Source organism: Croceibacterium salegens (genome assembly GCF_009827435.1).
GTDB classification, from domain to species: domain Bacteria; phylum Pseudomonadota; class Alphaproteobacteria; order Sphingomonadales; family Sphingomonadaceae; genus Croceibacterium_B; species Croceibacterium_B salegens.
This window is the reverse complement of sequence record NZ_WTYM01000048.1, coordinates 1-16,947: the sequence shown is the minus strand read 5'-3', so window position 1 is coordinate 16,947 and position 16,947 is coordinate 1. Positions and strand designations below refer to the sequence as shown.

The following is a 16,947-nucleotide window of genomic DNA, read 5'->3' as shown; positions in this document are numbered from 1 at the left end:
CCGACGATTCCACTAACTCGTCGGGCCATGAACCTCTCCTCCGAAATCGCCCTTGCCCGCCGCCTTGCCGATGCCGCTGGGGACGCCATCCGGCCGCTGTTTCGGGGCGAGTGGTCGCACGAGCAGAAGGCCGACCGTTCGTTCGTGACCCAGGCCGACCAGGCCGCCGAGGCGGCGATGCGCAAGCTCATCGAGGAAGCCTTTCCGGGCGACGGGATCATCGGCGAGGAATACGGCAACCGCAATCCGGGCGCGGGACGGCAGTGGGTGCTCGACCCGATCGACGGGACCACGAGCTTCATCGCCGGACGTCCGATCTTCGGCACGCTGATCGCGCTGCTGCAGGACGGCTGGCCGGTGCTCGGTGTGATCGACCAGCCGATTCTCAAGGAGCGTTGGCTCGGCGTCACAGGGGAGGGCACCACGCTCAACGGCGCGCCGGTGCGTGCGGCGCTCTGTCCGGAGCTGTCGACCGCCGTGCTGGCGACGACCACGCCGCACCAGTTCTCGGGCGAGCAGGTCGAACCGTTCATGCAGCTTTCCGGCGCGGTAGCCGAGCGCAAGATCATCTGGGGCGGGGACTGCTACAACTATGCTCTGCTCGCTTCGGGCCATGTCGATGTGGTCTGCGAGGCCGGGCTCAAGCTCCACGACTTTGCCGCGCTGGTCCCGGTGGTCGAAGGGGCCGGGGGAACGATGTGCGACTGGCACGGCGAGCCGCTCAACGCCGAATCCGAAGGCCTGGTGCTGGCGCTCGGCGACCCGGCGCGGCTCGAGGACGTGCTCGAGGCGATGGCCGGGCACGGGCACGATCACGCGCACTGAGGCTTGCATTCCACGGCGCATCGCTCTAGTGGCGCGCGCTTCACCGACACGTGATTCACAGCCTGCCTGGCCAAAAGGGCTGCCAGGGCCGGTTCGGACGTGTCTCTGACAAGGAGATGAAAATGCCCAAGCTGAAGACCAAGAGCGGTGTGAAGAAGCGCTTCAAGATCACCGCCAACGGCAAGGTCAAGCATGGTGTCGCCGGCAAGCGCCACCGCCTGATCAGCCACAATGCGAAGTACATCCGCCAGAACCGCGGGACCACCGTGATCGCCGACGCCGATGCGAAGACGATCAAGAAGTGGGCCCCCTACGGCCTCGACTGAGCCGGTTTAGAGACAGGAGTATTTCGACATGTCACGCATCAAGCGGGGTGTAACCACCCACAAGAAGCACAAGCGGATCCTGGACGCGGCCAAGGGCTATCGCGGCCGCCGCAAGAACACCATCCGCGTCGCCCGCCAGGCGGTCGAGAAGGCCGGGCAGTACGCCTACCGCGACCGCAAGGTCAAAAAGCGCAACTTCCGCGCGCTGTGGATCCAGCGGATCAACGCCGCGGTCCGCGCCGAAGGCCTGAGCTACTCGCAGTTCATGCACGGCGTGAAGCTTGCCGGCATCGAGCTCGACCGCAAGGTCATGGCCGACCTGGCGATGAACGAAGGCGCCGCCTTTGGCACCATCGTCAAGCAGGCGAAGGCAGCGCTCCCGGCCTAACTGTTTCTTGCCGGTCCCGGAACGTTCCGGGCCTGGCCGTGGTTTTGAGAGGGCGCGGTCGGCGAGAGCCGACCGCGCCCTTTCTCTTGCCCGGCTTGCGTGCAAGTCTTGTGTCAACGTTGTCTCAATGGCGGAGCCATGTCCGACAGATAGTCGCAGAAAATAGCGAGGGTGAATGAAAGAATAACGACGTTGGCGGAAAGACTTGCCTTCGCTGGACATTTGCTGTTGCTTGTCATCGATTTGCGGGATTGACCGGCATAATCTTGGGTAGTGTGTTCGGTGACGGAAGATTGCAGGGTAGAAGTGCGATTTTATCAGCCGCCACCGGCGCTGCGTCGCTTCTTTACAACCTTCTACTACATTGATCTTGTCGTTGCCGGAGGCGGGCTCGTACAGGATTACCTGCATCCCGAGTGGGCCAACCTGCGGTTCCATTCCGGGGGTCTTCCCACAGCGAAATCGCTCAACGGCACCTCGGTTTCGGGCTCCAATTTCACCGCCTCGGGTCCGAGTGCGCATGCCGTGCATTTCCGGATAACCAGCTCGCGGATGTGGGGCATCGGGCTGTTGCCGCTCGGCTGGGCGAAATATGTCGGCGTGCCGGCGCACGAACTCGCCAATGTCGTAGCTGACGGACATGAGCATCCCGCATTCGAGCCGTTTGCCTCGCTGGCCCAGACCGTGTTCGGCCCCGAGCCCGACGAGCAGGGTGAGCTCGAGCGGATCACGCAGTGGTTTCTCGATCAGCCCTCCGATCCGGTCCCGGGCGAGGATTTCATCCTGGCCATCCACAAGGCGCTGATCGATCCCGATATAGCGACTGTCGCCGCGCTGGTCGAAAGCCTGGACGTCGGCCAGCGCACGCTCGAACGCATGTGCCTGCGCGTGTTCGGCTTCGCGCCGAAGATACTCCTGCGCCGCCAGCGGTTCATGCGCAGCCTTTCGCAGTACATGCTCGATCCATCGCTGAAATGGATCGGTGCGATGGACTCGGCCTATCACGACCAGGCCCAATTCGTGCGCGAATTCAATGATTTCATGGGAATGGGGCCCGGTGTCTACGCGGCCATGGAGCACCCGATAATCAGCGCCATCATGCGCCAGCGGGTCTTCCTTGACCGGCCCGCCGCGCAGACGCTCGACCCGCCCGGCGCGTTGCTGCCCTAGCTCCCACGTTGCGCTTCCGGCCCGCTCCCCCTAAGGAGCCGCGCTCGGCATTGGAAGAGGCGGAAGCGTATCCCCGTGGACACGGCGGCAATCGGCAGCGAAGCGCGTTCGAGCATCGGCGCGGCACAGTCTCTCGACGAGATCGAGAAGCTGCGCGTGGCCTATCTGGGCAAGCAGGGATCGATCTCCGCGCTGCTCAAGACGCTGGGCGGCATGACGCCCGACGAACGCAAGGAAGAGGGCCCGAAGATCCACGCCCTGCGCGAAGAGGTCACTGCTGCGCTCGGGGCACGCAAGGCGGAGCTGGAGCAGGCCGAACTGGAGCAGCGGCTGGCGGCCGAAACGCTCGATCTTTCGCTGCCCGCGCCCGAGACGCCGAAGGGCTCGATCCACCCGGTCAGCCAGGTGATGGACGAGCTGGCGGAGATCTTCGCCGACATGGGTTTCGCCGTCGCCACCGGCCCCGAGATCGAGGACGACTGGCACAACTTCGCCGCGCTCAACATGCCCGAGAGCCACCCGGCGCGGGCCATGCACGACACCTTCTATTTCCCGCAGGCAGCAGGTGAAACAGGTGCGAATGAAGCGCTTGATCGAGCGGGAAGCAGCGCTCGAATGCTTCTGAGAACACATACGAGCCCGGTACAGGTCCGCACGATGAAGGCGCAGGGCGCGCCGATCCGCATCATCGCGCCGGGCCGCGTCTATCGTTCGGACTCGGACGCCACCCACACGCCGATGTTCCACCAGGTCGAAGGGCTGGTGATCGACAAGGGCATCCACCTCGGCCACCTCAAGTGGACGCTGGAGACCTTCCTCAAGGCCTTCTTCGAGCGCGAGGACATCGTGCTGCGGCTGCGCCCGAGCTACTTCCCCTTCACCGAACCGAGCGTCGAGGCCGACGTGGGCTTCGCGATCGAGAATGGTCGCCGGGTCCTTGGCGGGTCGGGCGACGAGCCGGGCCACGGCTGGATGGAGCTGCTCGGGTCGGGAATGGTCAATCGGCGGGTGATCGAAATGTCGGGGCTCGATCCCGACGAGTGGCAGGGCTTCGCCTTTGGCGTCGGCGTCGACCGCCTCGCCATGCTCAAGTACGGGATGGACGACCTGCGCGCCTTCTTCGACGGCGATGTGCGTTGGCTCAGGCATTACGGCTTCAGTCCGTTCGACCAGCCGACGCTCAGCGCCGGGGTGGGGGCGCGGGCATGAAGTTCTCGCTCGAATGGCTCAAGTACTTCCTCGAGACGGAAGCCTCGGTTGCAGAGGTTTCCGCCGCGCTCAATCGCGTCGGGCTCGAGGTCGAGGGCATCGAGGATCCAGCCGACCGGCTCGCCGGGTTCACGGTCGCCGAAGTGCTCACCGCCAGGCCGCACCCCGATGCCGACAAGCTGCAGGTCCTGACGGTCAGCACCGGCAATGGCGATGCGCTGCAGGTCGTCTGCGGCGCGCCCAACGCGCGCGCGGGAATGAAGGGCGTGCTTGGCCTGCCAGGCGCAAAGGTTCCGGCCAATGGCTTGGAGCTGCGCAAGTCGGCCATCCGCGGCGTCGAGAGCAACGGCATGATGTGCTCTACCCGCGAACTCGAACTGGGCGACGATCACGCCGGCATCATCGAGCTTCCGGACGATGCGCCTGTCGGTGCGAGCTTCGCCGAATACCACGGCTCCTCGCCGGTCTTCGACGTCGCGATCACGCCCAACCGGCCCGACTGCATGGGCGTCGAGGGCATCGCCCGAGACCTCGCCGCGGCGGGGCTCGGCACATTCAAGCCGTTCGCGGCCGAAGCCGTGGCCGGCACCTTCGCGTGCCCGATCGAAATCCGCACCGACGACCCGGAAGGCTGCCCGGCCTTCTACGGCCGCGTCGTGCGCGGCGTGACCAACGGCAGCTCGCCCGAGTGGATGCAGCAGCGGCTGATCGCGGCGGGCCAGCGGCCGATCTCGGCGCTGGTCGACATCACCAACTACATGATGCTCGCCTTCGGGCGCCCGGCGCATGCCTACGACCTCGCCAAGCTCAATGGCGCGGTGGTTGCCCGCCGCGCGAAGGACGGTGAGCAGGTCCTCGCGCTCAACGAGAAGACCTACACGCTCGATTCCGAAATGACGGTGATCGCCGACGACAGCGGCGTGCACGACATCGCCGGGATCATGGGCGGCGAGCACTCGGGCGTTTACGAGAAGACGACCGACGTCCTGCTCGAAATCGCCTACTTCGATCCCGAGCGTATCGGCCAGACCGGTCGCAAGCTCGGCCTCGCTAGCGATGCCCGCACCCGCTTCGAGCGCGGCGTCGATCCGGCGTTCCTCGACGACGGGCTCGAAATCCTTACCGCGCTGATCCTCAGGATCTGCGGCGGCGAGGCGAGCGAGGTCGTCCGCGCCGGTTCGCCGCCGAGCGAGCCGACCGTGGTGGCCTACGATCCCGCGCTGGCCGAGAAGCTCGGCGGCGTGGCGATCTCGGAAGACGAACAGCGCGCGACGCTGGCCGCGCTCGATTTCGAGGTCACTGCGGACTGGCAGGTCACCGCTCCGCTGCGCCGTCACGACATCGAAGGACCCGCCGACATCGTCGAGGAAGTGGTCCGCATCCACGGGCTCGACAATATCGAGAGCGTCGCCCTGCCGCGCACCGACGGTGTGGCCCGCCCGACCGCGACGAGCGAACAGGTCATGGAGCGCCGCGTGCGCCGCGCCGCGGCCGCCGCCGGGCTCAACGAAGCGGTCACCTGGTCGTTCATTTCCGAAAAGGAAGCGGCGGCCGTCGCCCCTCGGGACCACTGGCCCTGGGTGCTCGAAAACCCGATCAGCGAAGACCTCAAGGTCATGCGACCCTCGCTCCTGCCGGGCCTGCTCTCGGCGGTGCAGCGCAACCTCGATCGCGGCGCGCAGAGCGTGCGGCTGTTCGAGATCGGCCGCCGCTACCTCGCCGACGGCGAGCACCCGACGCTGGTCTGCGTGCTCGCGGGCGAACGCGCGGCCCGCTCCTGGCAAGGCGGCAAGGCGCAGGACTTCGACGCCTACGACGCCAAGGCGATCTGCCTCGAACTGCTCGAAGCCGCCGGAGCGCCGGTCGGCAACCTGATGGTCATGGGGGAGGCGGGCGACGTCTATCACCCCGGCCAGTCGGCAACGCTGCGTCTCGGGCCGAAGAAACAGATTGCGAGCTTCGGGATGATCCATCCGGCGACTCTCAAGGCTTTCGACATCGATGTGCCGGTGGCCGCCGTCGGCATCCATCTCGACGCGATCCCGGCGAAGAAGGGCGGGGGTGCCTTTGCTCGTACCGCTTACGCTCCTCCGGCACTGCAGTCGGTGGTGCGCGATTTCGCCTTCCTGCTCGATGCCGGCGTTCCGGCGGGCGACCTGCTGCGCGCGGTGAACGGCGCCGACAAGACGAACATCGTCGATGCCCGCGTGTTCGACGATTTCCGCGGAACGGGCGTGCCCGAGGGCAAGAAGTCGCTGGCGATCGAGGTCACGCTCCAGCCGCGCGAGGAAAGCTACAAGGAGGCCGACCTCAAGGCGATCTCCGACGCCATCGTCGCATCGGCGGCCAAGGTGGGTGCGGAGTTGCGCGGCTGATTGCGCTCTCGCAGTCACCCCGGGCTCGTTCCGGGGCGGTGCTTACTTCCAGTGCAACGCCCGAAGGATGAAGCCCTGGCCCGGAACAGGTCCGGGCTGACAATCAGGAACCAGAAACAACTTTCCTACACGCCCCTGACTCGTCAAAGAACGTATCGAGAACATCGATTCGCCCTTTGACATTGCCGATTGATTTCAACCGTCCGCTTCGGCCAGCGCCGCGGACACGAGGCTGTCGATCACCCAGCGCCGCACGTCGCGCGCTTCGTCGCGGTCGAGCCCGACCACGTCGTTGAGCGCCAGGAAGCCTTCGGTGCCGACGACCAGCGCCAGCGCTTCTGCGAGGCGCCTGGTCCCGGCTTTGCCCAGCCGCGCCTCAAGCGGCGCGAGCGCGGCAACGAGCATCGGGACGCGCCGGTTCTGTCGCAGCGGTTCGTCGCCGTTACGGCCGATCGAGGTTTCAAGCACCTTTGCTAGCATGAGGCGCAGCGGCACCTCCTGCTCGCGGCAGGCCTTGTCGAAGGTCTCGTCGACCAGCGCGAGGCGCTCGAAGGCGTCGCCCGGAGCGGATGGACCGAGCAGATCGTCGACATCGGGCAGCATCAGGTCGACCGCTGCTTCGCTCAGCAAGGCATCGAGTCCGGGAAAGTAGCGATAGGCGGTGGCGCGCGAGACCTGCGCCAGCTCGGCGATTTCTTCCAGCGTCGGCTTCTGCCCCTGCCGCAGCAGGGCGCCCGTGGCGCGAACGATCGCCTGCCGGGTGCGCGCCTTCTGGTTGGTCCTCACGAAAGCTGCTGGGCGATGGCGGCGCTGTCGAGCCAGACCTGCTCGCCTTCGATCCGTCCGTCCTCGGCGAAGCGGAGCACGTGGAGCAGGCGGAATTCGAGCGGGCGGCCGCGGCCTTCGAACCCGAAGGGACGGCCCACCGCCTTGCCGCTCCAGATCGATTCGTCGACCATAAAGCCCTCGCCATAGAGGCGGCGCACGGTCTTCACCTTCCCGTCGGCGAGGTCGGCGAACAGGCTCTCGTAGAAAGCGCGGGCCTCGGCCGGGCCGTGGCTCGGGCCGAGCGGCCAGCCGACGATATCGTGCACGACGTCGTCGGTTAGCGTGGCGAGCACGCCTTCGACATCATCGCGGGCTTCGTAACCGAAATGCTCGTCGAGCTTGCGGTCCATCATTTCACGGGTGAGCATGCGAATCGACTTTCGATGATTGAGACATGATTCGCATAATGAGACTCGTGTCTCATGTAAAGACGGTTTACGCGGGCAGGGCCGAAGGCTAACCGCGCGCCTCCATGTCCAATCGCCGCACCTTTGCCATCATCTCGCACCCCGACGCGGGCAAGACCACGCTGACGGAGAAGCTCCTGCTGCAGGGCGGGGCGATCCACCTTGCCGGCGAGGTCAAGGCGCGCGGGCAGGCGCGGCGCGCGCGGTCGGACTGGATGAAGATCGAGCAGCAGCGCGGCATTTCCGTGACCAGCTCGGTGATGACCTTCGAAAAGGACGGCATCACCTTCAACCTGCTCGACACCCCGGGGCACGAGGACTTCTCCGAAGACACCTACCGCACGCTGACCGCGGTCGATTCGGCGATCATGGTGCTCGACGCCGCGGCGGGTATCGAACCGCAGACGCTGAAGCTGTTCGAGGTCTGCCGCCTGCGCTCGGTGCCGATCATCACGCTGATCAACAAGATCGACCGCGAAGGGCGCGAGCCGTTCGAACTGCTCGACGAGATCGCCGACAAGCTGGCGCTCGACGTTTCGCCGATGAGCTGGCCGGTCGGCATGGGCGGGTTGTTCGAAGGCGTGTTCGACTTCGAGACCGGCAAGCTCCACCTGCCGCAGGGTGACGGCAAGGAATTCCTCGGCAAGACCGTGGAGACCAGCGGCGCGGATGATCCCGTGCTGGCCGAATACCTTTCCGCCGACGGCGTCGCGCGGGTTGCCGAAGAGGGGCTGCTGGGCCGTGAAGGCTATGCGCCGTTCGATATCGAGGCCTATCGCCACGGCGACCTGACGCCGGTCTACTTCGGCTCGGCGCTGAAGAACTTCGGCGTCAACGAGATCGTCGAGGCGATCGCCAGATTCGCGCCCGAGCCGCGGCCCCAGCCGAGCGAGCAGGGCGAAATCAGTCCGGAGCGCGACGAGGTCACCGGCTTCATCTTCAAGGTGCAGGCCAACATGGACCCGCAGCACCGCGACCGCATCGCCTTCATGCGCATGGTCTCGGGCACCTTCAAACGCGGCATGAAGCTGACGCCCTCGGGCCTCGGCAAGCCGATCGCGGTGCACTCGCCGATCCTGTTCTTTGCGCAGGACCGCGAAATCGCCGACACCGCCGAGGCTGGCGACATTATCGGCATACCCAATCACGGCACCTTGCGGGTGGGCGATACGCTGTCCGAGAAGAACGACGTGCGCTTCACCGGGCTGCCCAACTTCGCGCCGGAAATCCTCCGCCGCGTGCAGCTGCGCGATCCGACCAAGACCAAGCAGCTCAGGAAGGCGCTCGACGACCTGTCCGAAGAGGGCGTGATCCAGGTGTTCTATCCGGAGATCGGCGCGCAGTGGATCGTCGGGGTGGTCGGCCAGCTGCAGCTCGAGGTGCTCGTCTCGCGGCTCGAGGCGGAATACAAGGTCGAGGCCGGGCTCGAAGCCTCGCCTTTCGCCACCGCACGCTGGCTCAAGGGCTCGCCCGAAGCGCTGCGCAAGTTCGAGGAGTTCAACCGCGCGAACCTCGCCAAGGACCGCGACGGAGACATGGTGTTCATGGCCAGGAGCCCGTGGGACGTCGGCTACCAGCAGGAAAAGAACCCCGACCTGACGTTCAGCGCCACCAAGGAACGGTGACATCGCGCCGCGCCGTGCCTAGGAACAGGGCATGGCCGAATTCTTCGAGCAACTGAACGAGGCGCACCGGGCGATGATCTCGGCGCAGCCGGTGTTCTTCGTCGCCAGCGCCGCCGAGGGCGCGCGGATCAATCTCAGCCCCAAGGGCTACGACGCCTTCCGCATCCTCTCGCCGACGCGGGTCGCCTATCTCGACCTCGGCGGATCGGGCAACGAGACCAACGCCCACCTGCTCGCGGATGATAATGGTAATGGCGGGCGCATCACCGTGATGTTCTGCAATTTCCAGCAGCCTGCCCAGATCCTGCGCATCTATGGCCGCGGCCGGCCGGTGGTGCCGTGGGACCGCGAGTGGGAGGAGCTGGCCGGGCACTTCACCATGCTTCCCGGCACGCGGCAGATTTTCGATATCGCCGTCGAGACCGTCCAGACGAGTTGCGGATACGGCGTGCCGCTGATGCAGCTGGACCGCGAACGCCCGACGCTGCTCAAGCACCATGCCAAGGCCGATCCGGTCGAATGGGCGGGCAAGTACCGGACCCGCCGGACCAGCATCGACGGCCTGCCGGCCAAGCCGACCGACCGTTATATAGCCGGTGCTCCCGGCACAGTTCCGGACTGAGCAGGGCACGCCGAAGCGATGGAGCTGACCTTCGCCAGCTACAACATCCACAAGGCCGTCGGTGTCGACGGCCGCTTCGATCCCGACCGCATCATCCGCGTCCTGCGCGAACTGCGCGCCGACATCATCGCCCTGCAGGAATGCGACCGCCGTTTCGGCGAGCGCGAGAGCGTGCTGCCCAAGGCCATGCTCGACGACACGCCGTGGCACGCGGCGGACGTCGCCCGCCGCCCGCGCAGCCTCGGCTGGCACGGCAACGCCTTGCTGGTCCGCCGCGACATCAAGGTCGGCGAGACCGAAGCACTGCACCTGCCGACCCTCGAACCGCGCGGGGCGATCAGGGCCGACCTCGAATGCGAGGGCAAGCGTATCCGCGTGCTCGGCATGCACCTCGACCTTTCCGGCCTGCGCCGCCGCGAACAGGTCCAGGCGGTTCTCGACCACTGCAATGGCCACGGTGACGGTTGCCCGACAGTGTTGATGGGAGACTTCAACCAGTGGGGCGAAGGGCGCCGCGCGCTGCGCGAACTGCGCGGGGCATGGCAAGTGCTCGAGACCGGCCGCAGCTTCCCGAGCCGCCGCCCGCTCGCCTCGCTCGACCGCATCGTCGCCTCGCCCGACTGGACCTGCCACGATGCCCGTGTCCACCACAGCCCGACCGCCGCCGCCGCCTCCGACCACCTGCCGGTCGTCGCCCGCCTGGCGATCGCCTAGTCGGCAAATCGACTGCCCAACAATTGGGCACCTGCCCGGGACACGGGCAGTTGGTCGGACATGGAGGGCGTTCCGCCCGGCTTAACAAGCCGTAAACGCGCCCTTCGCGTAATTTGGCACGATGATTGCAGGGTGCTCCTCGGCCGGAACCGAACCGGTAAGCAAGAGGGGTTCGTGATGAAGTTCATCATCGCCATCATCAAGCCGTTCAAGCTCGACGAAGTCCGTGAGGCGCTCGGCGCCATCGGGGTTGCGGGCATGACGGTATCCGAAGTCAAGGGCTTCGGTCGCCAGAAAGGGCAGACCGAAATCTACCGTGGTGCGGAATACTCGACGAATATGCTGCCCAAGGTGAAACTCGAAATCGCCGCAACCGACGCGCTCGCGCCGCAGGTCGTCGAAACGATCCAGGCGGCAGCCAGCACCGATTCCATCGGCGACGGGAAGATCTTCGTGCTCGACCTCGCGTCGACCACGCGCATCCGCACCGGCGAAACCGGCGACACGGCGCTCTAAGAGACATGAGGGGTAACAACATGATCCGCAAACTTCTCTGCGGCGCCGGTGTCCTCGGCGCCTCTATGCTTACGGCGACGGCCGCCTGGGCGACGGCAGCCGCCGACGCCGTCACGGAAACCGTGACCGAAGCGGTCGCCGCGGCTCCGGCCGAGGTGGTCGAAGAGGCCGCTGTCGCGGTGGCCAATCCGGGCAACAACGCCTGGATGATGACCGCAACCGTCCTGGTTCTCCTGATGATCCTGCCGGGCCTCGCGCTGTTTTACGGCGGCCTGACCCGCTCCAAGAACATGCTCTCCACGATGACGCAGATCGGCGCCACAGCGGCACTGGCCATGCTCATCTGGGTGATGTGGGGCTACTCGATGGCTTTCGGGCCCGAGACGTCCGAAGGGATGATCGGCAACTTCATTTCCGGCGGCAGCTTGTTCCTGTCGTCGGTCACGTCGGACTCGACCGCCGCGACTTTCAGCGATGAAGTGATCAGCGAATACGTGTTCGTCTGCTTCCAGATGACGTTCGCAGCGATCACCGCTGCCCTTATCCTCGGCTCGACCGCGGAACGGATGAAGTTCAGCTCGACCATGCTCTTCATGACGATCTGGCTCACCATCGTCTATTTCCCGATCGCGCACATGGTCTGGGCCGGCGGGGGCTACCTGTTCAAGCTCGGTGCACTCGACTTTGCCGGTGGTACCGTGGTCCACATCAACGCCGGTGTTTCGGGTCTCGTGCTCGCCTACCTGCTGGGCAAGCGCAAGGGTTACCCGAGCGAGCCGATGCCGCCGCACAGCCTGACCATGACGATGATCGGCACCGGTCTGCTGTGGGTCGGCTGGTTCGGCTTCAACGCGGGTTCGGAACTCGAAGCCGACGGCACGGCCGGTCTCGCGATGATCAACACCTTCGTCGCCACTGCCGCTGCGGGCCTCGGCTGGATGCTCATGGAGAAGCTGTCGGGCCACAAGGGTTCGGCGCTGGGCTTCTGCTCGGGCATCATCGCCGGTCTCGTCGCCGTCACTCCGGCGGCCGGCAACTCCGGTCCGTTCGGCGCGATCATCCTCGGCTTCGTCGCTTCGATCATCTGCTACTTTGCGGTGTCGAAGCTGAAGAACGCCATGGGCTATGACGACTCGCTGGACGCCTTCGGTATCCACGGCATCGGCGGCATGGTCGGCGCCATCGGCACCGGCATCGTCTACCAGCCGATGTTCGGTGGTCCGGGTGACGGTTCCACCGCGATGGGCGCCCAGGTCATGATCCAGCTCACCGCGGTCGTCGTGGCGATAGTGTGGGCTGCTGCCGGCACCCTGATCGCCGGCGTTGTGACCAAGGCTCTCACCGGGCTGCGGGTCTCCGAAGAGGTCGAAGTCGAAGGTCTCGACATCGCCGAGCACGGGGAGCGCGCCTACAACTAAATGCAAGTTTGGCGAGGCCGGGACTCTCCTCCTCTCCCCCCGGTCTCGCCTACCCTCGTTCCTCCTGCGAACGACAACTCAATGGGCCGGAGCCAGCCGCTCCGGCCCTCTTTTCTTTCCGATCCTCCGGGAGTCGCCGGTTGCGGCGAAGTTCGTTGAACTGTAAGGGCATGCCAAACAGCGTGGCATTATCGCAACACTCTGTCGCGATCTTGTTCGCATCGAACAAAAATCTCGCAGATTTCCGCGAATTGGGGAACGAAACCACTGGCATTGAATAGTCTGAGTCGAACTGAAGGCTTTGTCCTTGGGGAGGGAACCTGTAGGATGTCCCTCGGGTTCGACGAATTGGAGATTTGGCAAGTTGTAGCCAATTAAGCGCACGGCTTTTTGAAGGAGGTCCCATGCGAAAGATTGCCCTAGGTATGGCTGTTGCGGCCGCTGCCCTGGCCAGCCCGGCCCTGGCCCGTGACGGCCACGCCTATTTCGGCGCCGACATCGGCTTTGCCGATCCGGAAGACCACAACGTGATCAATAATGGCTGGAAGGACGGAACCAGAGTCTACGAAGACGATGGCTTCGATCTCGGTGCCTTCATCGGGTACGACTGGGGTGCGATCCGCACCGAAGCCGAAGTCGGTTACTACGAGTATGCCCCGAAGGGTATCGACGTGGGCTTGGTCGGCGCGCCGCTGGTCAACTCAAGTGCTCCGTTCGAAAGTGTGACCGGTGCGCAGCTCGCCGGCGAATCGCGCGTTACCACGATCATGGCGAATGCGTTGTTCGACCTTGGCGGCAACAACGGCATCGGCTTTTCAATCGGTGGCGGTGTTGGCCGTGCGATCCTGCACAGCGAGTTCCAGGCGACCCCGTACCACACCTACCTCGACGACACCGACGCGGCTTGGGCCTATCAGGCGATCGCGGCAGTGCGCCTGCCGGTGACCGACGAAGCTGAGCTCGGGCTGAAGTACAAGTACCTCAACACCAATGAGTTCAGCATGCTTGATTCTGCTTTGCGCAGCTATCAAACGCAGCTGGCTATCCATTCGTTCTCGTTCTCGCTGATCGCGAACCTTGGTCGTGACGAGCCGCCGCCTCCGCCGCCGCCGCCGGTGTGCAACAAGGGGCCGTACATCGTGTTCTTCGACTGGGATAAGTCGGACATCACGCCTGAGGCCGCGACCATCCTCGACAGCGCGATCACTGCATACGGCAACTGCCGCAACGTGCCGATAATGCTGGCCGGTCACGCTGACCGTTCGGGTTCGGCCACTTACAACGTCGGCCTGTCCGAGCGTCGTAACGCTTCGGTGCAGTCGTACCTCACCGGCCACGGGATCCCCGCCGGGGCGATCACCAGCCAGGGGTTCGGCGAATCGATGCCACGCGTGCCCACCGCCGACGGTGTGCGCGAGCTGCAGAACCGCCGGGTGGAAATCACTTACGGTCCGGGTTCGGGCAACTAAGCGGTTTCACGCCGACAACGAAATGGGGCCGGAGGAGCGATCCTCCGGCCCCTTTTTCATGCCCCTTCGCTTGGCCCTCTCCTGATCGCCGGTCAGCGAGATGCGCCGTGCGGCCTTCCTTCTCGGGTCACCTAGTCGCCGATGCCATTGCGGCGGCGAATCTGGTCTGAGGTCTCGCGGCTGCCATCATGGCTCCAGCCGGGTTCGCGCCAGAGGTAGTCGAACTTGTGGCGCCAGGGCGCTGAAAGGACGTCGCGTCCGATCGCAATCCATTCGTGGAACACCGCATGCAGCAGATTGAAGCTGCCGAGCTGCCGCACCAGGCCGTAGCGGATCGTTTCGCCGTCGCTTTCCGGCTCGAAGGTGCCGAACAGCTTGTCCCACACGATGAACGTACCGGCGTAGTTGCGGTCGAGATAGCGTGCGTTGGTCGCGTGATGGACACGGTGGTGCGAAGGGGTGTTCATCACGGCCTCGAACCATCGCGGCAGGTGACCGATCGCCTCGGTGTGGATCCAGAACTGGTAGACCAGGTTGAACCCTGCGCAGGTCAGGATCATCCCCGGTTCGAACCCGACGGCTGCAAGCGGAAGCCTGAAAACGAACGACAGCGCAACGAACCCCGTCCAGGTCTGCCGCAGGGCCGTCGAGAGGTTGTAGTGCTGGCTGGAGTGATGGTTGACGTGTGACGCCCAGAACCAGCGCACGCGGTGCGCCGAACGATGGAAGCAGTAGTAGGCCAGGTCGTCGAGAACGAAACAGAGCGGCCAGGCCCACCAGGCCCAGCCGATCTCCAATGGAGCCAGGCGATGGACCCAGACCAGCATGGCGCCGAGGACGCCTGCGGCCAACGCCCCGGCCACGGTGCTGCCCAGCCCGAGCGCCAATGAGATTGCTGTGTCGCGGCCCTCATAGGCCCGGGGCCTGCCGCTGCGAATCGACCAGGCGAGTTCGATCGCGATCAGCAGGACAAATACGGGGATCGCATAGGGGAGCGGATCGAAGTGCGGCATGGCCGGCTATCTCAGGCGTGCAAACGCCCGCTCCCAATCTCCCCCGGTGGCGCCGATATCAAACTCGCCTGCGAGCTTGCCGTCCAAAACCTTGAGCTTGTCCGCTTGCCGTTGGAATCTCGACTTGGGCGAAAGCAGGCGCGAGACGAAATGCGCCCCGCAAGGGGCGACAAGGGCGAGGCGGTCGGCGCCATCGCGAAGCAGTGCCGCCGTACGGGTTACCGAAAGCAGGGTCGCGACAGGATGGAAGCCGCCGGAAATTTCATTGGCAAGGCGTACAGCCTCGCTCTCGTCCTGCAATTCCGGCCGCCCTGCAAACCCGTAACGAAAGGCGAGCCAACTCAGCGTCGCGACGGCAGCGATCGACCCAGCGAATTGCCAGAGCGCCGAAGCCACGACTCAACCACCGCGACCGTCAGCGAGCTGTTGCAGCAGGCCGGCTATCGGCGAGACGTCGTACCCGGCCGCAGCGGCCGCAGCCATAATCGAACCCGGTTCAGCGCCATCGCTGGCATGGGCGAGCGACCATAGGAAGGTCGATCGCGTGCCCGACCGACAATAGGCCAGCACTTTCCCCTCGGCCTTGCTTAGCGCTTCATGCATCGCTTCGACCTGCGCCGGCGAAAAGCCCGAATGGTCGATAGGGATCGCAACGTATTGCATCCCGGCCGCAAGCGCCGCTGCTTCGATTTCAGGACCGGGCGTCTGGTCTGGTGACTCGCCCTCCGGCCGGTTGTTGATGACCAGGGTAACGCCCCGCTCTTTCGCCGCCTTGAGGTCGGAAAGTGTGATTTGCGGACTGGCCAGCATCGTATCGGAGAGAGTTCGGAAATCGTTCATCGGTCGGACTATCCTGACTTGTGCTGCGTGCGGCGATTGCGTCGGCGCATGTTAAGCACCTCGACCATCACCGAAAAGCCCATGGCTACGTAGATGTAGCCCTTGGGGACATGGAAGCCGAAGCCATCGGCAATCAGGACCAGTCCGATCATCACCAGGAACGCGAGCGCCAGCATGACGATCGTCGGGTTGTTTTCGATGAAACGGGCCAGCGGATCGGCAGCGAACAACATGATGGTGACAGTGATGACTACCGCTGCGACCATCAGCGGAATTTCGTCGGTCATGCCCACCGCGGTGAGAATCGAATCGATCGAAAACACGAGGTCGAGCGCGATGATCTGGATGATCGCCGCCGTGAATCCGATCCTGACGATCGAAGTGTCCTTGTCGAGCATTTCGCCCGAAGCCCCCTCGTCGTCCATCGCATGATGGATTTCTTTGGTCGCCTTCCAAAGCAGGAACAGGCCACCGGACAGAAGGATCAGGTCGCGGCCGGAGAATGCAGTCTCGAAGGTCGGCTCGCCATGCGCGCCGGGCGCTCCGGTAATGCCGAGATCGAACAGCGGGGTGCGCAGCGTCACGAGCCAGCCGATCAGCAGCAAGAGCGCGATACGCATGATCAGCGCGAGCGCGAGACCGATTCGCCTTGCTCTCGCCTGTTGATCCGCCGGAAGCTTGTTGGAAATGATGGCAATGAAGACGAGATTGTCGATGCCCAGGACAATTTCCAGGGCGACAAGCGTGAGCAGGGCCAGCCAGGCGGCAGGATCCGCAAGCAATGTAAGGATATCCATGAGCGGCTGTCTGCCCGCAGTCTGCGGCACTGGCAAGTTGCCAGACAACGACACATCGAGGGTCTCGAACGGCTCAGAATCTTAAATCGTTCGCACACCGGGGTTTTTGGGCTATAAGCGCGCTTCACGTTAGCGGAGGAGGGGCCTCCGCATGCACTCGGTGTCGCTTCGTCCGCGTCTCCGGGGTTAGACGAGGGCGAAGCGAAGGTACGTTCGTTAGATGGGTTACGACAGAGGTCGTCGCGGCAAGGGGCGCGACAAGCGGGATGGATTCGGCGAAGAAGGTTTCGATCCCTTCATGGACAATGGCCCGCCGTCTTATGGCGGTGGAGAGCGCTGGGGCGGTGGCAATGACCGTTTCGGTGGCGATCGCGATGACCGCGGCGGTGGCGGCTTCGGCGGCCC

18 protein-coding genes are annotated in these 16,947 nt (G+C 64.9%); 12 read left to right on the top strand and 6 right to left on the bottom strand.

All coding sequences use genetic code 11. From position 1 onward, the window contains the following. The first annotated feature begins 27 nt into the window (after positions 1-27). From hisN to pheT, 6 genes are all read left to right on the top strand, one after another. Positions 28-825 (top strand): histidinol-phosphatase, encoded by a 798-nt coding sequence (hisN, locus tag GRI89_RS12335; protein WP_159795977.1) that lies wholly within the window; start codon positions 28-30, stop codon positions 823-825. Positions 826-947: 122 nt separating this feature from the next. Continuing rightward, a complete protein-coding gene (gene rpmI / locus GRI89_RS12330; RefSeq protein WP_159795973.1) occupies positions 948-1,151 on the top strand; it encodes a 50S ribosomal protein L35 in 204 nt (67 codons plus the stop codon). A 28-nt stretch (positions 1,152-1,179) separates the two neighbouring features. Further along, the gene (gene rplT, locus GRI89_RS12325) at positions 1,180-1,539 is read left to right on the top strand and encodes a 50S ribosomal protein L20 (protein WP_159795971.1); all 360 of its coding nucleotides are present in this window, start codon (positions 1,180-1,182) and stop codon (positions 1,537-1,539) included. A gap of 306 nt (positions 1,540-1,845) precedes the next feature. Continuing rightward, entirely contained in the window at positions 1,846-2,709 is an 864-nt protein-coding gene (locus tag GRI89_RS18185; protein ID WP_159795969.1) for an AraC family transcriptional regulator, read from the top strand. A 75-nt stretch (positions 2,710-2,784) separates the two neighbouring features. Beyond that, positions 2,785-3,918: a phenylalanine--tRNA ligase subunit alpha gene (gene pheS, locus GRI89_RS12315; RefSeq protein ID WP_328598236.1), complete on the top strand. Its 1,134-nt coding sequence runs from the start codon at positions 2,785-2,787 to the stop codon at positions 3,916-3,918. After that, positions 3,915-6,293, top strand: coding sequence for a phenylalanine--tRNA ligase subunit beta (gene pheT, locus GRI89_RS12310; protein WP_159795967.1), 2,379 nt, complete (start codon positions 3,915-3,917; stop codon positions 6,291-6,293). The genes pheS and pheT overlap by 4 nt, the downstream gene beginning before the upstream one ends. Positions 6,294-6,488: 195 nt before the next feature. On the opposite strand, the gene GRI89_RS12305 is transcribed toward pheT, so the two are convergent. Further along, positions 6,489-7,079, bottom strand: coding sequence for a TetR/AcrR family transcriptional regulator (locus GRI89_RS12305; protein WP_201290924.1), 591 nt, complete (start codon positions 7,077-7,079; stop codon positions 6,489-6,491). Continuing rightward, on the bottom strand, positions 7,076-7,489 hold the full coding sequence (locus GRI89_RS12300; protein WP_159795965.1) for an ester cyclase: 414 nt from the start codon (positions 7,487-7,489) through the stop codon (positions 7,076-7,078). Before GRI89_RS12300 ends, GRI89_RS12305 begins: the two co-directional genes overlap by 4 nt. 104 nt (positions 7,490-7,593) lie before the next feature. On the opposite strand from GRI89_RS12300, the gene GRI89_RS12295 reads away from it, so the two are divergent. From GRI89_RS12295 to GRI89_RS12270, 6 genes are all read left to right on the top strand, one after another. Then, the gene (locus GRI89_RS12295; protein WP_159795963.1) at positions 7,594-9,153 is read left to right on the top strand and encodes a peptide chain release factor 3; all 1,560 of its coding nucleotides are present in this window, start codon (positions 7,594-7,596) and stop codon (positions 9,151-9,153) included. A gap of 31 nt (positions 9,154-9,184) precedes the next feature. Continuing rightward, positions 9,185-9,775: a pyridoxamine 5'-phosphate oxidase family protein gene (locus GRI89_RS12290; RefSeq protein WP_159795961.1), complete on the top strand. Its 591-nt coding sequence runs from the start codon at positions 9,185-9,187 to the stop codon at positions 9,773-9,775. Positions 9,776-9,793: 18 nt separating this feature from the next. Next, entirely contained in the window at positions 9,794-10,489 is a 696-nt protein-coding gene (locus GRI89_RS12285) for an endonuclease/exonuclease/phosphatase family protein (RefSeq protein ID WP_159795959.1), read from the top strand. A gap of 177 nt (positions 10,490-10,666) precedes the next feature. Next, a complete protein-coding gene (locus GRI89_RS12280) occupies positions 10,667-11,005 on the top strand; it encodes a P-II family nitrogen regulator (protein ID WP_159795957.1) in 339 nt (112 codons plus the stop codon). 20 nt (positions 11,006-11,025) lie between these two features. Further along, positions 11,026-12,423 carry an ammonium transporter gene (locus tag GRI89_RS12275; protein WP_159795954.1) on the top strand — a complete coding sequence of 466 codons (1,398 nt, stop codon included), beginning with the start codon at positions 11,026-11,028 and terminating at the stop codon, positions 12,421-12,423. A gap of 404 nt (positions 12,424-12,827) precedes the next feature. Continuing rightward, positions 12,828-13,892 carry an OmpA family protein gene (locus tag GRI89_RS12270; RefSeq protein WP_159795951.1) on the top strand — a complete coding sequence of 355 codons (1,065 nt, stop codon included), beginning with the start codon at positions 12,828-12,830 and terminating at the stop codon, positions 13,890-13,892. Positions 13,893-14,023: 131 nt separating this feature from the next. Here the strand turns inward: GRI89_RS12270 and GRI89_RS12265 are convergent, their stop codons facing one another. From GRI89_RS12265 to GRI89_RS12250, 4 genes are all read right to left on the bottom strand, one after another. After that, entirely contained in the window at positions 14,024-14,905 is an 882-nt protein-coding gene (locus tag GRI89_RS12265) for a sterol desaturase family protein (protein WP_159795948.1), read from the bottom strand. Positions 14,906-14,911: 6 nt separating this feature from the next. Continuing rightward, positions 14,912-15,205, bottom strand: coding sequence for a hypothetical protein (locus GRI89_RS12260; protein ID WP_159795945.1), 294 nt, complete (start codon positions 15,203-15,205; stop codon positions 14,912-14,914). A 99-nt stretch (positions 15,206-15,304) separates the two neighbouring features. Next, a complete protein-coding gene (locus GRI89_RS12255; protein ID WP_159795942.1) occupies positions 15,305-15,745 on the bottom strand; it encodes a TIGR01244 family sulfur transferase in 441 nt (146 codons plus the stop codon). An 8-nt stretch (positions 15,746-15,753) separates the two neighbouring features. Beyond that, entirely contained in the window at positions 15,754-16,542 is a 789-nt protein-coding gene (locus GRI89_RS12250) for a TerC family protein (protein ID WP_159795940.1), read from the bottom strand. Between the last annotated feature and the right edge of the window lie 405 nt (positions 16,543-16,947).

Coding starts and splice junctions, on each gene's coding strand:
- rpmI (WP_159795973.1), top strand. CDS start 948: ATGCCCAAGCTGAAGACCAAGAGCGGTGTGAAGAAGCGCTTCAAGATC.
- GRI89_RS12290 (WP_159795961.1), top strand. CDS start 9,185: ATGGCCGAATTCTTCGAGCAACTGAACGAGGCGCACCGGGCGATGATC.
- GRI89_RS12275 (WP_159795954.1), top strand. CDS start 11,026: ATGATCCGCAAACTTCTCTGCGGCGCCGGTGTCCTCGGCGCCTCTATG.
- GRI89_RS12250 (WP_159795940.1), bottom strand. CDS start 16,542: ATGGATATCCTTACATTGCTTGCGGATCCTGCCGCCTGGCTGGCCCTG.
- pheT (WP_159795967.1), top strand. CDS start 3,915: ATGAAGTTCTCGCTCGAATGGCTCAAGTACTTCCTCGAGACGGAAGCC.
- GRI89_RS12285 (WP_159795959.1), top strand. CDS start 9,794: ATGGAGCTGACCTTCGCCAGCTACAACATCCACAAGGCCGTCGGTGTC.
- GRI89_RS12300 (WP_159795965.1), bottom strand. CDS start 7,489: ATGCTCACCCGTGAAATGATGGACCGCAAGCTCGACGAGCATTTCGGT.
- GRI89_RS12295 (WP_159795963.1), top strand. CDS start 7,594: ATGTCCAATCGCCGCACCTTTGCCATCATCTCGCACCCCGACGCGGGC.
- GRI89_RS12265 (WP_159795948.1), bottom strand. CDS start 14,905: ATGCCGCACTTCGATCCGCTCCCCTATGCGATCCCCGTATTTGTCCTG.
- GRI89_RS12280 (WP_159795957.1), top strand. CDS start 10,667: ATGAAGTTCATCATCGCCATCATCAAGCCGTTCAAGCTCGACGAAGTC.
- hisN (WP_159795977.1), top strand. CDS start 28: ATGAACCTCTCCTCCGAAATCGCCCTTGCCCGCCGCCTTGCCGATGCC.
- GRI89_RS12270 (WP_159795951.1), top strand. CDS start 12,828: ATGCGAAAGATTGCCCTAGGTATGGCTGTTGCGGCCGCTGCCCTGGCC.
- GRI89_RS12255 (WP_159795942.1), bottom strand. CDS start 15,745: ATGAACGATTTCCGAACTCTCTCCGATACGATGCTGGCCAGTCCGCAA.
- rplT (WP_159795971.1), top strand. CDS start 1,180: ATGTCACGCATCAAGCGGGGTGTAACCACCCACAAGAAGCACAAGCGG.